The 15,097-nt window shown below is 34.5% G+C and carries 12 protein-coding genes and 6 tRNA genes; 14 read left to right on the forward strand and 4 right to left on the reverse strand.

What is annotated here, in order from left to right; all coding sequences use genetic code 11:
* Positions 1-98: 98 nt before the first annotated feature.
* The 6 genes from DKK79_RS03345 (at position 99) to DKK79_RS03370 (ending at position 920) form a co-directional block, all read left to right on the forward strand.
* Positions 99-175: transfer RNA gene (locus DKK79_RS03345), tRNA-Met, on the forward strand.
* Between the two features lie 37 nt (positions 176-212).
* Positions 213-297: transfer RNA gene (locus DKK79_RS03350), tRNA-Leu, on the forward strand.
* 25 nt (positions 298-322) lie between these two features.
* A tRNA-Gln gene (locus tag DKK79_RS03355) sits at positions 323-397 on the forward strand.
* A 185-nt stretch (positions 398-582) separates the two neighbouring features.
* Positions 583-657 (forward strand) — tRNA-Gln (locus DKK79_RS03360).
* An 81-nt stretch (positions 658-738) separates the two neighbouring features.
* Positions 739-823, forward strand: a tRNA-Leu gene (locus DKK79_RS03365).
* Between the two features lie 22 nt (positions 824-845).
* Positions 846-920: transfer RNA gene (locus DKK79_RS03370), tRNA-Gln, on the forward strand.
* A 115-nt stretch (positions 921-1,035) separates the two neighbouring features.
* Here the strand turns inward: DKK79_RS03370 and DKK79_RS03375 are convergent.
* The 3 genes from DKK79_RS03375 to DKK79_RS03385 all read right to left on the reverse strand — a co-directional run bounded on the left by DKK79_RS03375 (position 1,036) and on the right by DKK79_RS03385 (position 4,465).
* On the reverse strand, positions 1,036-2,544 hold the full coding sequence (locus tag DKK79_RS03375) for a hypothetical protein (RefSeq protein WP_110422837.1): 1,509 nt from the start codon (positions 2,542-2,544) through the stop codon (positions 1,036-1,038).
* Between the two features lie 164 nt (positions 2,545-2,708).
* A complete protein-coding gene (locus tag DKK79_RS03380; RefSeq protein ID WP_110422838.1) occupies positions 2,709-3,509 on the reverse strand; it encodes a YdgH/BhsA/McbA-like domain containing protein in 801 nt (266 codons plus the stop codon).
* A 329-nt stretch (positions 3,510-3,838) separates the two neighbouring features.
* Complete coding sequence (locus tag DKK79_RS03385) at positions 3,839-4,465, reverse strand: NUDIX hydrolase (RefSeq protein ID WP_110422839.1); 627 nt, start codon at positions 4,463-4,465, stop codon at positions 3,839-3,841.
* 103 nt (positions 4,466-4,568) lie between these two features.
* On the opposite strand from DKK79_RS03385, the gene DKK79_RS03390 reads away from it, so the two are divergent.
* From DKK79_RS03390 to era, 8 genes are all read left to right on the forward strand, one after another.
* On the forward strand, positions 4,569-7,040 hold the full coding sequence (locus tag DKK79_RS03390; RefSeq protein WP_110422840.1) for a class I adenylate cyclase: 2,472 nt from the start codon (positions 4,569-4,571) through the stop codon (positions 7,038-7,040).
* 212 nt (positions 7,041-7,252) lie between these two features.
* Positions 7,253-7,825, forward strand: coding sequence for an RNA polymerase sigma factor RpoE (gene rpoE, locus DKK79_RS03395; protein WP_110422841.1), 573 nt, complete (start codon positions 7,253-7,255; stop codon positions 7,823-7,825).
* 42 nt (positions 7,826-7,867) lie between these two features.
* Entirely contained in the window at positions 7,868-8,428 is a 561-nt protein-coding gene (locus DKK79_RS03400) for an RseA family anti-sigma factor (protein ID WP_110422842.1), read from the forward strand.
* Between the two features lie 81 nt (positions 8,429-8,509).
* Complete coding sequence (locus DKK79_RS03405; RefSeq protein ID WP_181415216.1) at positions 8,510-9,436, forward strand: MucB/RseB C-terminal domain-containing protein; 927 nt, start codon at positions 8,510-8,512, stop codon at positions 9,434-9,436.
* A 127-nt stretch (positions 9,437-9,563) separates the two neighbouring features.
* On the forward strand, positions 9,564-11,360 hold the full coding sequence (lepA, locus tag DKK79_RS03410) for a translation elongation factor 4 (RefSeq protein ID WP_110422844.1): 1,797 nt from the start codon (positions 9,564-9,566) through the stop codon (positions 11,358-11,360).
* Between the two features lie 20 nt (positions 11,361-11,380).
* On the forward strand, positions 11,381-12,382 hold the full coding sequence (gene lepB, locus DKK79_RS03415) for a signal peptidase I (RefSeq protein ID WP_110422845.1): 1,002 nt from the start codon (positions 11,381-11,383) through the stop codon (positions 12,380-12,382).
* Between the two features lie 11 nt (positions 12,383-12,393).
* The gene (gene rnc, locus DKK79_RS03420) at positions 12,394-13,068 is read left to right on the forward strand and encodes a ribonuclease III (RefSeq protein ID WP_110422846.1); all 675 of its coding nucleotides are present in this window, start codon (positions 12,394-12,396) and stop codon (positions 13,066-13,068) included.
* On the forward strand, positions 13,065-13,970 hold the full coding sequence (era, locus tag DKK79_RS03425) for a GTPase Era (protein WP_110422847.1): 906 nt from the start codon (positions 13,065-13,067) through the stop codon (positions 13,968-13,970). The genes rnc and era overlap by 4 nt, the downstream gene beginning before the upstream one ends.
* A gap of 64 nt (positions 13,971-14,034) precedes the next feature.
* On the opposite strand, the gene DKK79_RS03430 is transcribed toward era, so the two are convergent.
* A complete protein-coding gene (locus DKK79_RS03430; protein ID WP_110422848.1) occupies positions 14,035-15,027 on the reverse strand; it encodes a LacI family DNA-binding transcriptional regulator in 993 nt (330 codons plus the stop codon).
* Positions 15,028-15,097 lie beyond the last annotated feature (70 nt).

Consider the following 15,097-nt stretch of genomic DNA (forward strand, 5'->3'; position numbering starts at 1 on the left):
CACTTTTTTTTAAAATATCTAAAAAAAAGGGTTGACGATTTGCTGTAACACAAGCATAATGCGCCTCGCAGTGTTGGTTATGACGTTGCGAATGAAATGGCTACGTAGCTCAGCTGGTTAGAGCACATCACTCATAATGATGGGGTCACAGGTTCGAATCCCGTCGTAGCCACCATTAAGATTAAGTTATACTTTTACCGAGAGTATACAATGCGGGTGTGGCGAAATTGGTAGACGCACCAGATTTAGGTTCTGGCGCCGCGAGGCGTGGGGGTTCAAGTCCCTTCACCCGCACCATTTAATCTTAATATCTATCCTTTATTGGGGTATAGCCAAGCGGTAAGGCAGCGGGTTTTGATCCCGCCACGCCCAGGTTCGAATCCTGGTACCCCAGCCATTTCACTGTATTTATTTTTTGATATCTGATTATTAAGTCTATTATCATTATTCATCTTACCTTTATAATCATATTTATACTGGTATAGCGGAATTGGTAGACACGCTAGATCCAGATTCTAGTTTTGAAATGTATACGAGTATAAATATCGTTACCCTTATCAGATATCTCATCTCAACCCATATTGGGGTATAGCCAAGCGGTAAGGCAGCGGGTTTTGATCCCGCCACGCCCAGGTTCGAATCCTGGTACCCCAGCCATTTTACTGTGTTTATTTTTTTTGATATCAGCTTACTTAACCTATTTTTATTTTTTCATTTTACCTTTATAATCACATTTATACGGGTATGGCGGAATTGGTAGACGCGCTAGATTCAGATTCTAGTTCCGAAAGGTGTGCGAGTTCAAATCTCACTACCCGTACCAGATCTCTCATTTCAACACATATTGGGGTATAGCCAAGCGGTAAGGCAGCGGATTCTGATTCCGCCATTCCAAGGTTCGAATCCTTGTACCCCAGCCATTAAGACTTATAAGAATAATTTAGTTTGCTTTAGCGAGATGATTTATTTTGAAATTAATTTGGAAAATAATAACTATCTCGCTTTAACCTACAAGTACAATAAGAAGAGCAATTTTTATTTAAGAACACATACAAAATATAGTTCGTTATCTTTTGGTTGCCACTCTATAGCGCCTATAGTTGTACCTACTGTATATTGATTGTTTCTGTCTCGTTCATTTGATGTCCAATATAGGCGACCTTTAGGAAAATGGTTACCGGGATAGGTATGGTGATAAAAATTTTCTTGGTTAGTTACATCACCCCATTCAGCGAGGAGACTATTGCCAACTTTACGATAATAATGATTAGTTCTAATAGCTAAACAGTTATTAGAACTATTATCTCGTGTACATGCACCATTATTAATGATAAGGCTTTGGTCACTATTTGTTAAATCTTCAATAGTAGGAACGACATAGCTACCTTGGCAGACATTCGAACTTTGGTTGTAATTATAAAAATTTTGGCTAGGTGATGTAAACCATTTATTAATCGTAAACGTGTAAATATCTTCGTTATTTGATTTTATCGTGAAAGTAGGATTGGTATCCGTTGCTTGACCAGTTAATTTAATTTGAACAGCCGAATTAACTAGAGGGCTATCTACATCTCCATCAGTAATTTTATTTAATTGTACACTGACACCTTTGGAACTATTTGATGATGTTATAGTCGATAAATCAAATGGTACTCCTGCGATAAACATGAGAAATCGAGCCTGATCGAATCCTGTAGTTGGAAAACCCCCTGAACTAACGCTATTAACGAAACCCGAATCAACAATGTGTGGATCACTAACTTCTCCCCAAGTTAAGGTAGTCCAATCACCAGTATAATCGCGATTTTGATAAGGAAATGAATATATGACAGATGGACGATTGGCACAAACAGTAGGTTTGATCGCATTGTAAATAAAAAAATCACTTTTGGGTGTAGAGTAGACTCTAAAATTTGGAATGCCATATTTAGTAACTATTGCTATAGAACCTGAAACTCTAATATATGGATTCCAACCTAATCGGGCTAGTTCACAAAAAGTTCTATTTCTATCTGCTTCAAGTAATAAAAAAGATTTATTGGCTGCGCGATAGAACCAATCTATTTTAAAACCACCATCCGGTGGAGTTATTTGAGCTATGTTGTCGCCATCATCATCAGTCACCAACTGGGTGTCCATAGGATTGGAGGAATTAAATGGCACCATAAAACCATCAAAACCGTAGTTAGATTTTAATGTGGCCAGTAATTGATTGGGAGTGGTAGTATTGGGATCAACTTGGGGGAAATTTATATTCCTAAGGTGTTGGTTCAGCCCATTCATTCCAGTGAATGTCGAAGATTGAAATTTTAGTCCGAAATAATGAAAGTTTTGTTGATTATACTCTCGAGCTCCATTTACACCAATTGCTTCTGGATCACTAAAGTAAGGGGGATTGCCATTAACAACTCGTGCTGTTTGTACGACTAAAGCAGAAGCTAACTGATTCATTAAAAAAATCGAACTTACAGCTAAAATGATAAATCTTTTTAACCATGGAATTAGAAGAAACAATACAAATTTAAATCCTTTCAATAACATCATTTTACCATACCTTACTTTAACTTTACTTAACCTTTAAATTTAAAAAATTATTGTTATTTCTTTTTAAATTATACTTCTAAACTAATATTAGGAAACTTAATGCTTTTATAAAAGCTATCCATACGAAAAAATTAATATGGCGCATGGATAGCTATTAAATCTAATTATCTATATAAATTCACATAAACGGTTTGTATAGTATCGGCAGGGTTAGCTGATACTTCTTTTACATAGTAGAAATGCGCATCGTTAGCGATAGCATATTTTTGTGCAGCCGCGCTAATTTCGCTAGTGTTGTTAAATGTACCATGGAACACGATAGTTTCATAAGGTTGCATTACTTTGAAAGCATCGTCAGTGATTTCATAAGCATCTTGGCCAGCAATTGCTTTGGAAATAATAACGTCACGAACCGGTGCATCTTTTTGGTATAAAGCAACATCAATATCTTGTTCACGATTTTTTACATCATTAGGCATAATTGAATAAACATAGAATGCATAAGCATTTTTTTCTGTAGCAATTTTGCTTGCTGCATCTAAAATTTCAGAAGTGTTATTGTAATCACCTTTGAATTTAACGACAGCAAATGGTAAATAATAAAGGGCTTTTGAACGTGGATAAAGCACAACACCGTTATGAGTCACTTCTTTTTTGCTTACAGCAATAGGCGCATTTGATTTATAGATATCAGCATAAACAATTGTACGATCAGTTGTCGTACCTGTAGCAGGTTGTTGAATACCAGTTATGTGATAATATTTAGCCCCAGCTTCATCGGCAGATTTAGATATATCATCAGCTGCATTTTGTGCTTGCAAGTAGCTCCCAGTTACAGAAATTTCTTTGAAAGGGATTAGGTATTGACTTTCCTCAGTGGTTAAAGGTAGGGCAGCATAAATATTGGCAACAGGTAAAGATAATAGTAAAGCTAATGCAATGGATGATTTCTTAAAACGTTTCATAATAATGTCCTTTGTATTTATGTTATAAAAATTAAAAAACAATTTGTAACGCTTAAACTACATTTGTAATGCTTATACTATGAGAGTCCGATGAGAGTATAAAAAACAAAAAACACTCTCGATATCTATCCTTTACTATTTTTTCATATAGCTAGATAAAACAATGTGGAAAAGATGGAAATCAAAAAACGTTGGATAGTATATATTAATTAGAATATTTGTGTAAGTATCGAACTGCTTTTTTGTTAAAAAATATATTTATGCATTTTATGCTGAAAAGTCTTCAAAATTAGCAAAGATATTTTTTTCAATATAATCCAACATTAGCGCTAAAAATCATCATTAATGGTGTTTATAAAGTTGTAAATAATTTGCGCAGTTAATCCCCAAATAACAAAATCATTATAGTGATAAAAATGGATCTTATGTTCCGATCTTTTTTGCCAATTTGCTGTTCGATTTGGTATTAGATCAAAGGGAAAATTATTATCAGGTTTAAACCCAACAAACATAGTTGCTTGTTTTGGTGGATGCTTAATAAACCAGGCAATTGGTACGGTAAATACCGATTCAACTTCATCATGGTTGATCCGCAAATTATCCAATTTATCTAACAGATCAATTTTTGCTACAAAAGGGTAAATTTTCATAGCAAATGAGGCAATAAATTTAGGTAATTGTCCTAAAATGGTTATTTGATCAATCGCAATTCCTAATTCCTCGAAAGTTTCACGTTTAGCGGTATATTCTGGGCTGATATCAGATGATTCAACTCGTCCGCCAGGAAAACAAATATCACCTGGTTGCCATTTGAGTTTTTCCGAACGTATTTGAAACAGCAGGTGTAATTGTTTTTCAACCTCGATAATAGGTATTAAAACAGCTGCTTTATTTGTGAATTGAAATTGTTTTTTGGTATTTTTCAAAGATTGTGATATTTTTTCTACAGTGATCATAATATTTATTTCGTTTTATTTTTAAATTTACATTCTTTTTACGTTATAATAAAAAATTATTGGAGAAATTGTTCGTCAATAGTACACCTTTTTCACCTGAATTATGCAATACGATATTAATAACATAAAAAAAGAACTTGATGATCTTGCAGTACTAAAACACGATCGAGCTCAAAGTGGTATGTCTTTGGCATTTCATCGTGTTTTTTCATTATTGCCAGTTTTATTTCATTTTCATCATCCCGCTCTCCCTGGTTATGTTACTGAAGATACACCATTAGGCATTGCATATTATCAGCCGTCCAAAGAAATTATAGATCAATTAAAAAATGACTTTGATTTTAATCGCTCAAATAACATAGATTGCGCGGATATTTCTGCTTTATATTCTATGGGTAGTACTTGCTCTATTGGGCAATCTACCACATCGGATCTTGATATATGGATCTGTATCGAAAATAATTTATCTATAACCAAAAAACAAGCATTAATCAAAAAGTGCCGATTGATTGAAGCTTGGGCTGAAGAATTAGGGATAAAGCTGACGTTATTTGTTGTTGATGTTGACCGATTCATCAATCAACACCATGAATGTTTAATGGGAGAAAACTGTGGCTCTGCTCAACACATTTTATTGCTTGAAGAGTTTTATCGTTCAGCCAATCTTTTAGCCGGTAAACGATTATTATGGTTTGCTGTACCCTCTGATTTTACGGTCAATAGTGTTACTTATCCAACCTATGAAAAATGTGTACAAGCATTAGTGGTATCTAATATCATCAAACGTGAAGAATGGATTGATTTTGGACCGTTAACCGGTTTATCTGCCGAAGAGTATTTTGGTGCAAGTCTGTGGCAACTCTATAAAAGTATTGATTCACCATTTAAAGCTGTATTAAAAACATTATTACTTGAAGCATATTCCTCGATCTATCCAAAGAATAGGCCTATTGCATTTGAGATGCGAGAATATATTCAAAAAGGTGAAATACATGTGCATCATTATCTCGATTCATACTCGATGTTATTAGATAGGATTTCGAGTTATTTGATAGAGATTAGAGATTTTCAGCGCCTTGAATTGGTCAGGCATTGCTTTTACTTAAAAGTGAATGAAAAACTATCTCACAACTGTGATTCACCATCATGGCGGAGAGCGGTGTTAAACGAATTTGTACAACAATGGGGATGGCGTAAATCATTATTAGCAAAATTAGATGCTAGTAAAACATGGAAAATAGAACAAGTTCGTGAAATCCACGAAATATTGCTCCATACCATGATGACAGGCTATCGTAATCTACTTAATTTTGGACGGCGTAACAATCTAGATTCCCTCATTAGCCCACAAGATTTAGCGATATTAACTCGCAAATTATATGCTTCTTTTGAAGTATTACCCGGCAAAATTTCAACATTAAAATTGAATATTTCTGATAATTTACAAGAAGATGTCTTGACCTTTATCCATGTTAAAGAAGATCGAATCAATCGAGCCGGTTGGTATGTTTATAATCAGAATCCTGGACTAAATTCGATCGTTGGGCATCAATATCTAGAATACAGTAAATATTTAGTCAAATTAGTTGGATGGTGTTATTTCAATGGGTTGATTTCCGATTCAACCCAATTTCATTATTATGATGGTGATGACCGAGATAATCAAAAAATCACTAAGTTGATTAAAGATCTAAAAGATTATTTTCCAATTGAAGTTCCTGCAGCCACTGAAGAGCAGTTATATGGACCATGTGAAATACGCCATTTAGCCATCATATTGAATTTAGAAAACGATCCAACAATCAATTTAGAATTAGAAGATGAGATCAGCACTAATGTTTTAAATTATGGTAAACAAGAATTAAGCTTAGTCAGCTCAATTGATTTGCTTTACCGTAATTCATGGAATGAAATTCGAGTGTTACATTTTAGTGGTAGTTTATGTGTACTAGAAGCCATAAAAGCTTTACTTAATCGCATGCATAAAGATGCTGATTTACCCAACTCGGTCGAGATTTTTTGTTATAGTAATCAGCTCAGCAATGAAATTAAAAGCCAAATGAAAAAGCTGATGTATGATTGTGTAGATTTACGCTTATCTACCACAAAAAATAATTTAACCCAAGTCAAGCCATTAAGAATTGATGGGGCGTCATGGTATCTGTTTTTTGAGCGATTTGGAGTTTCATACCATCAGTTTGAGAGTGCTATTGATTTTTATGGTGCGGTATCCAATAATAAAGTTCAAGGTAGACCTCTTAATATTTTAGATGAAAGTAATGAATTACCTAAAGAAATAGACAGTGTCGCTTATGAAGGTATTATTCAATTCTTTTTTGAAGATACAGCAAATGGATTTGATTTATATATTTTAAACGAGCATAATCAAATCGAAATCTACCGTAATTGTAACGGCACCAAAGAAAATATGGTTAAAGATATTAATGACTTTTATGTATTATCCGATGACCGCTTTACCTTTACTACTAGTAGCTCGGTTAATTTTAACTTACCACAATTCTACCAAATCACTTATAATGATTCTGGTAAACGCGAAATATTTTTACTCAATTAATTTAGTTAACGAGTTTGTAAAAAACGTTTATTAAAAAAATTGGGGGAACGAGTTTTTTAGTATAAAACGTAATAAAAAATTAAATAATTAGCTTAAAAAATAAATTTTCTATTAAAATAATGGGAACTTTTTTTAAATTTATGAATCTAAGTATTAGAGTGCACAATTTGGGGCCACACTAATATTGTTAACATAATGAGGGATGGCCTTTAATGGGGGAGCAAATAACAGACCAAGTTTTAGTTGAACGCGTTTTAGACGGAGATAAAAATGCGTTTAATTTATTAGTGGTTCGTTATCAAAATAAGCTAGCTCATTTGGTATCACGTTATGTTTTACCTTCTGAAATCCCAGATGTAGTGCAAGAAACCTTTATAAAAGCTTATCGTTCATTAAGCTCTTTCAAAGGTGAAAGTATTTTTTATACTTGGTTGTATCGAATAGCGGTTAATACAGCAAAAAATTATTTAACATCACAAGGAAGACGACCTCCATCTTCGGACATAGATGCCAGTGAAGCAGAAGGTTACGAAGGTGCTGACTCATTAAGAGATGTTGATAATCCAGAAAGTTTAGTACTTTCTAAAGAAGTTGAAAAAGTGGTATTTGACGCAATTGAAGCATTACCTGATGATTTGAGAACGGCCATTACTTTACGTGAAATTGATGGTCTAAGTTATGAGGAAATTGCCGAAATTATGGCTACACCAGTTGGAACTGTGAGATCACGGATTTTTAGAGCCCGTGATGCTATTGATGAAAAAATAAAACCATTAATCAGTTAATACTCTGAATAAATTAATCAGCAAGAAACTAAGGTATCTACTATGCAAATAGAACAGAAACAGCAGCTTTCATTATTAATGGATGGTGAGTCTATGGACGATCACTTCATTGATATGGTTAGCCATGATGAAAGTTTGCAATCCTGCTGGCATCGATATCACGTCGTGAGAGATGCAATGCGAGGAGAATTGCACGCTAGTTCATTAACATTAGATATTAGTAATCAAGTTGCTATGGCAATCGCCGGTGAAGATTTATATCCTCAACTAATCGAGCAACCATCTCAAGAAGAAATTGCTATTCCTAAAGCTGAAAATCTGTTTTGGTTGCGAATTAAAGATATTATTGCTAAAGTTAGCCAAGTTGGACTTGCTGCTTGTGTCACTTTAGCCATTATTGCAGGAGTTCAATATCATCAAGGTCAATCTGATGATGTAAGTGGAGTTCCAACACTTAATACTTTACCTATGGGGGTTAATGTTGCTCCTGTTGGTGGAATACAACAACATAATGATCAACAATTACTTGAAAAAAGACAATATGATAAAATTCGATTGCTAGTTCAAGATTATGAATTACAAAAAAGGTTGAATGCCCGTTAAATAAATATGAATTTTTTATTTTCTTTAATAAATTATAAGTCAAAACAGAGTAACAATTTTATTATTACTCTGTTTTTTATATTGTTTTCTACATCAGCGATAGCCGCTGAAACAAATGAAGCATTAAATTTATTAAATAAAATGGGTAAAGCTGTGCAAACGAGTGATTATCAAATCCACTTTTTATCTCAAGATAGAGAACAATTTGCAACAACCTTCGAATATAATCATTTAGGTGCCGCCAAAAAAGACAATATTAATGCACAATTGCTTTATCTTGAAGGACCGGCAAAAGAGATCATTTTACATAACAATACAACCAGTTATTTTCAACCGGATAGCCCTTCATTTTCTATTGCGAGTTCTCGTATCACTGAGGCTTTTCCTGATGTTGTCTATAATGATTTTAACTCGTTAGCAAGTATTTATGACTTTATTTTATTAGGTAAAACCAGAACAGCCAACCGTGGTGTGCAATTAGTTAAAGTAATTGCTAAAGATAAAGATCGTTATAGTTATGTTATCTGGATCGATGATGAAAACTTTTTACCATTGCGAATAGACTTAATTGATGATGATAATAATATTGTTAATCAATTAAAAGTATTAGATATTGATGCAAGTTTTGATGCCCAAAAATTTAAAAATTACATTGATAATCGAACCTATCCAATTCTATTATCAATCGAAAAACAGAATAATTTACTTGATGCTTGGCGTTTAGCATGGTTGCCAAAAGGATTTAAAGAAATTGCCGCATATAATGTCAATTTTTATAGTTCTGATATAGCGACCAAACTGTTTTCTGATGGCGTGTTTTCTTTTACGGTAAATGTCTCTTTAGAGCAGGCAAGCCAATCAAATCAACTTATCCAGCAAGGTGGACGAACAATATTTTCGACCAATCTTGGTAACAAAAATATTATCATTATTGGTAATTTACCCGAAGCCACGATTGAAAGAATTGCGCAAAATATTGTTGAGAAATCACCGGAAACCTCTCGATAACACTATGCTTACTGACTATTAATGTGTAGAATGTTTGCTTCTATTTTCGTGATTATTTGACTTGTTATTTGTAGCCAATAACATAAACGATAATTAACAGTACATAACTAAAATATAACTTATTGATATGAATAAAAATATTCGCAATTTTTCAATTATTGCCCATATTGACCATGGTAAATCAACGCTTTCTGATCGTATTATCCAAATCTGTGGTGGACTTTCTGATCGCGAAATGGAAGCACAAGTTCTGGACTCAATGGATCTAGAACGCGAGCGTGGTATTACAATTAAAGCACAAAGTGTTACTTTAGATTATCATGCTAAAGATGGCCAAACATATCAGCTTAATTTCATTGATACACCTGGGCATGTTGACTTTTCTTATGAAGTATCTCGCTCACTTGCCGCATGTGAAGGTGCACTACTGGTGGTTGATGCCGGACAAGGTGTTGAAGCACAAACTCTTGCTAACTGTTATACAGCACTTGATATGGATCTTGAAGTCGTACCGGTACTCAATAAAATAGACTTACCAGCAGCTGAACCTGAAAGAGTGGCTGAAGAGATTGAAGACATTGTTGGGATAGATGCTAGCAATGCCGTAAGATGCTCGGCTAAAACTGGAGTTGGTGTGGTTGATGTACTTGAACAACTGGTTCATGATATTCCTGCACCAGAAGGCGATTCTAATGCACCACTGCAAGCACTTATTATTGATTCATGGTTTGATAACTATTTAGGTGTGGTATCGTTAATTCGTATTAAAAATGGTGAGTTAAATAAAGGTGACAAAATCAAAGTTATGAGTACGGGTATGACTTATAATGTTGATCGTTTAGGCATCTTTACGCCAAAACAAGTTGATAAAGACTGTTTACATTGTGGTGAAGTAGGTTGGGTGGTTTGTGCAATTAAAGATATTTTAGGCGCACCTGTAGGTGATACATTAACATCAGCTAGAGCGCCAGCAGATAAAGCCTTACCTGGCTTTAAAAAAGTGAAACCACAAGTCTATGCTGGATTATTTCCAACTAGTTCGGATGATTATGAAGCTTTTCGCGATGCATTAGGTAAATTAAGCCTTAATGATGCATCTCTCTTTTATGAGCCTGAGAATTCTGGTGCATTAGGATTTGGTTTCCGTTGTGGTTTTCTTGGCTTATTGCACATGGAAATCATCCAAGAAAGATTAGAAAGAGAGTATGATCTTGATCTAATTACTACTGCACCGACTGTAGTTTATGAAGTTTTAACTACACAAAATGAAATTATTTATGTCGATAGCCCAGCTAAACTACCGGCAGTTAATAATATTCAAGAACTGCGTGAACCAATTGCCGAATGTAACATATTGGTTCCACAAACGTATTTAGGTAATGTAATTACTTTATGTGCTGAAAAACGCGGTGTGCAAATTAATATGGTTTATCATGGCAATCAAGTAGCATTAACTTATGAGATTCCAATGACTGAAGTTGTTTTAGACTTCTTCGACAAACTAAAATCAACTTCACGCGGTTATGCTTCCTTAGATTATAGTTTTAAACGTTTCCAAGTTGCTGACATGGTCAGACTGGATGTATTGATTAACGGTGAACGTGTTGATGCGTTGGCACTTATTACCCATAAAGATAATGCACCTTATCGAGGTCGTGAGCTGGTTGATAAGATGAAAGATCTTATTCCGCGTCAGCAGTTTGATATTGCTATTCAAGCTGCAATTGGCAATCATGTTATAGCGCGTTCAACCGTAAAACAACTGCGTAAAAACGTCTTAGCCAAATGTTATGGCGGTGATGTTAGTCGTAAAAAGAAACTTTTACAGAAGCAAAAAGAGGGTAAAAAACGCATGAAGCAAGTAGGTAATGTTGAATTACCTCAAGAAGCGTTTTTAGCTATTTTGCATGTAGGTAAAGATTAATTAGTTAAAGAGGAAAAAAAATGGCTGGAATGTTTGCCATCGTATTAACATTTGCAACATTTATTACGGCTATCTTCTGGTTTTTGGAAAAATTCCGCTGGAAACCAGCTAGACAACGTAAAGTTGAAGAAGTGCGTAAAGCCCATAATGGTGAGGTAGATGGTCGAATACTTGCTGAGGTTGGAAAACCAAAAGGCTGGGTAGAGAGCATATCTTCATTCTTTCCTGTTTTATTTGTGGTATTTGTTATTCGTTCATTTATTTATGAACCATTTCAAATTCCATCAGGGTCAATGATGCAAACCTTATTAATTGGTGATTTTATTGCTGTGGAAAAATTTGCTTATGGCTTAAGAAACCCTATTAATAATAAAGTATTAATTGCAACCGGTACACCAAAGAGAGGTGATGTTGCTGTTTTTAAACACCCTAACATACCGCAAATGGATTTAATTAAACGTGTGGTTGGTTTGCCTGGTGATAAGATTGTTTATTTGGTTAATGAAAAGAAAATAGTTATTTATCCTGCGTGTAAAACAACTGATAGTAATTGTGTTGGTCAACGATCTGAACAATTAGATTTGCACTACACACAACCGCAGCCAAGCAATTGGAAACAAGTACACGAAAAAGATAAATCTGCGCCGATTTTCTATACGCTTGAACAATATAAAGATAAAGGTATTGTAGATTCGCAAAATAGAATTACGTTAGATATAAAAATCCAACAAGAGACACTAGGTGATAAACCGCACGACATCTTAACAACGCAAGGTATAATCGAAGATCCAACTTACTTTTATCATCAAAAAGGTCAACCAGTAGCAACTTGGGTAGTACCACAAGGTAACTACTTTATGATGGGTGATAATCGTGATAATAGTGGTGATAGTCGATATTTTGGTTTTGTACCTGAAGAAAACTTTGTTGGTCGAGCAACAGCTATTTGGGTTAGCTTTGAAAAACAACCTGATGAATGGCCAACAGGGGTTAGATTTAGCCGAATAGGTGGAATCCACTAACTGTTATGACTATGAAAAATTTGAATCAAATACAAAAAGCTATTGGTTATCAATTTAAAGATATAACTTTACTTCAATTAGCACTGACACATCGCAGTGCTAATAAAATGCATAATGAACGTCTTGAATTTTTAGGGGACTCGATTTTAAGTTTTGTTATTGCTGATGAACTTTATCATCGATTCCTCAAGCAAGATGAAGGTGACCTTAGCCAAATGCGAGCCAGTCTAGTTTGTGGTCAGACCCTTGCCGAAATGGGTAAAGAATTTAAACTCGGTGATCACTTAATATTAGGTCAAGGTGAATTGAAAAGTGGTGGTTTTCGTCGGGAGTCAATTATCTCCGATGCGGTAGAAGCTATCATTGGCGCTATTTATTTAGATAGTAATATTGAAAACATCCGTCACTTAATCTTATCTTGGTATCAAACTCGTCTAAATCAAATTCAACCAGGTATTAAGCAAAAAGATGCTAAAACGCGGTTACAAGAATATTTACAAGGTATACGACATGAAAGACCTTGTTATTTAATCCTTGAAGTAACGGGTGATAATCATGAACAAGAGTTTTTGATTCAATGTAAAATTGAAAACGACGATCATCAATATTTAGGGCGAGGTTTAAGCCGTCGTAAGGCTGAACAAGCTGCAGCTCAAGAAGCACTAAACCAATTAGGTATAAAATGACAGAATCAAAACAACATTGTGGATTTGTTGCGATAGTTGGTAGACCAAATGTCGGCAAATCAACATTATTAAACCAATTACTTGGGCAAAAAGTATCTATCACATCACGTAAGGCGCAAACCACTCGACACCGCATTGTCGGGATTGATACTCAAGGTGACGATCAAATTATCTACATTGATACTCCAGGCTTACATATTGAAGAAAAAAGGGCTATCAATCGCTTAATGAACCGAGCTGCTAGCAGTTCAATTGGTGATGTTGAATTGGTTATCTTTGTTGTGGAAGGTACGCACTGGAATGAAGATGATGAGATGGTTGCCGGTAAACTTAAAGATTGTAAAGCACCTATATTATTAGTGATCAACAAAATCGACAATGTAACCGATAAAACCCAATTACTTCCACACATCCAAGAAATTAGTCAAAAAATTAATTTCCTAGATGTGGTGCCAATTAGTGCAGAAAAAGGTGAAGGCATTGATATTATTAAAGACATTGTTAAAAAACATTTACCTGTTGGTCAACACCATTTTCCAGAAGATTATATTACCGATCGCTCACAACGCTTTATGGCATCAGAAATCATCCGTGAAAAATTAATGCGTTTTTTAGGCGATGAATTACCTTACTCTGTCACAGTTGAAATTGAGCAATTCAAAGTTGACGAACGTACCGGCATGTATCGCATTAACGGTTTAATCCTAGTTGAACGGGATGGACAAAAGAAAATGGTTATTGGTAATAAAGGTGAAAAAATTAAAAAAATCGGCATTGAAGCTCGTAAAGATATGCAACTTTTCTTTGACAACAAAGTCCATCTCGAATTATGGGTAAAAGTTAAAGCGGGTTGGGCTGATGATGAAAGAGCATTGCGCAGTTTAGGTTATAGTGACGATTAATCTAAATTTTTTTAAAAAATTCAGGCATGGTTTTGCCTGAACCGTCTAAATTTCTGAATTATTCTTAAATGGTTTGCCCTTTTTCAATGTGATAAGGCAAACAGATGCTATTAGAAATTATCTCACCATCAAGCCTTTTTAGCAGTAATTCAATGGCGACTTTACCTATTTCGAATCGAGGCGTGATCACAGTAGCAATATTTTGTTTATTGGCTCGGCCAACCTCTAATCCATGGAATCCTGAAATAGCGATTTGTTCCGGAACAGGGATGCTATAATTTTGGCATTCAAGTAAAACACCAATGGCCATATCATCGTTAGTGCAAAATACGCCGTCCATATTCGGATATTCTTGTATTGCTTTATGAAAGAGATGTTTGCCTAAATCGATAGATGAAATCGAATTTGGTATAATTTGATGGGGAACTAATCCTGATTGCTTCATTGCTTGCTCATAACCGTGATAACGCTGACTATCTCGCACGCTAGCAATTGAGTTAAAATAGATAATATTTTTTTTACCGGAGGCAATCATCTGCATTGTCATGTCATATGCAGCTTTTTGGTTATCAAATCCAACTTGAATATCAAAAAACGTATTGGTAATATCCATTAACTCAATAACAGGAATCTTAGCTGTCTTTAAATATTCAAGCGTAGTTGTTGTATGTTGTTTTTCCATCAAAACTAATGCATCAATATTATAAGATAGCAAATTGACAATTTTCTCTTCCTCAATTTGCTTATCATAATTGTAATTAGTAATAATGGTTTGATAGTGATGGGTTGACGCAACTGATTCAATGCCAGCTAGAACTTCTAAAAATATTTGATTTTTAAATGAAGGGATGGCGATACCGATACAACGGCTACGAGAACCTAACATGATTTGTGGGGCAAGATTAGGTATATAATTAATTTCTTTTAGAACCTTGGCGATTTTTTCTCTATTTTTTTCTGATATCTGCTCAGGATTTTTTAAATAGCGACTAATTGTCATTTTAGTCACACCAGTTAAATCTGCAATATCTTGTAAACTAATGCGTTTATCTTTCATAAATCGTTATTTAAAGGAATTATTCAAAAGAAAGCGGCTATTTTATCAGTAAAATAGCAAAATAAATAAC

It is taken from the genome of Gilliamella apicola, assembly GCF_003202915.1.
Taxonomy (GTDB): domain Bacteria; phylum Pseudomonadota; class Gammaproteobacteria; order Enterobacterales; family Orbaceae; genus Gilliamella; species Gilliamella apicola_Q.

What these genes read in the sequence shown, in the direction of transcription:
- DKK79_RS03385 (WP_110422839.1), bottom strand. Translation starts at nt 4,465, where the DNA reads ATGATCACTGTAGAAAAAATATCACAATCTTTGAAAAATACCAAAAAA.
- DKK79_RS03375 (WP_110422837.1), bottom strand. Translation starts at nt 2,544, where the DNA reads ATGATGTTATTGAAAGGATTTAAATTTGTATTGTTTCTTCTAATTCCA.
- DKK79_RS03380 (WP_110422838.1), bottom strand. Translation starts at nt 3,509, where the DNA reads ATGAAACGTTTTAAGAAATCATCCATTGCATTAGCTTTACTATTATCT.
- lepB (WP_110422845.1), top strand. Translation starts at nt 11,381, where the DNA reads ATGGCTGGAATGTTTGCCATCGTATTAACATTTGCAACATTTATTACG.
- DKK79_RS03400 (WP_110422842.1), top strand. Translation starts at nt 7,868, where the DNA reads ATGCAAATAGAACAGAAACAGCAGCTTTCATTATTAATGGATGGTGAG.
- rnc (WP_110422846.1), top strand. Translation starts at nt 12,394, where the DNA reads ATGAAAAATTTGAATCAAATACAAAAAGCTATTGGTTATCAATTTAAA.
- rpoE (WP_110422841.1), top strand. Translation starts at nt 7,253, where the DNA reads ATGGGGGAGCAAATAACAGACCAAGTTTTAGTTGAACGCGTTTTAGAC.
- DKK79_RS03390 (WP_110422840.1), top strand. Translation starts at nt 4,569, where the DNA reads ATGCAATACGATATTAATAACATAAAAAAAGAACTTGATGATCTTGCA.
- DKK79_RS03430 (WP_110422848.1), bottom strand. Translation starts at nt 15,027, where the DNA reads ATGAAAGATAAACGCATTAGTTTACAAGATATTGCAGATTTAACTGGT.
- era (WP_110422847.1), top strand. Translation starts at nt 13,065, where the DNA reads ATGACAGAATCAAAACAACATTGTGGATTTGTTGCGATAGTTGGTAGA.
- lepA (WP_110422844.1), top strand. Translation starts at nt 9,564, where the DNA reads ATGAATAAAAATATTCGCAATTTTTCAATTATTGCCCATATTGACCAT.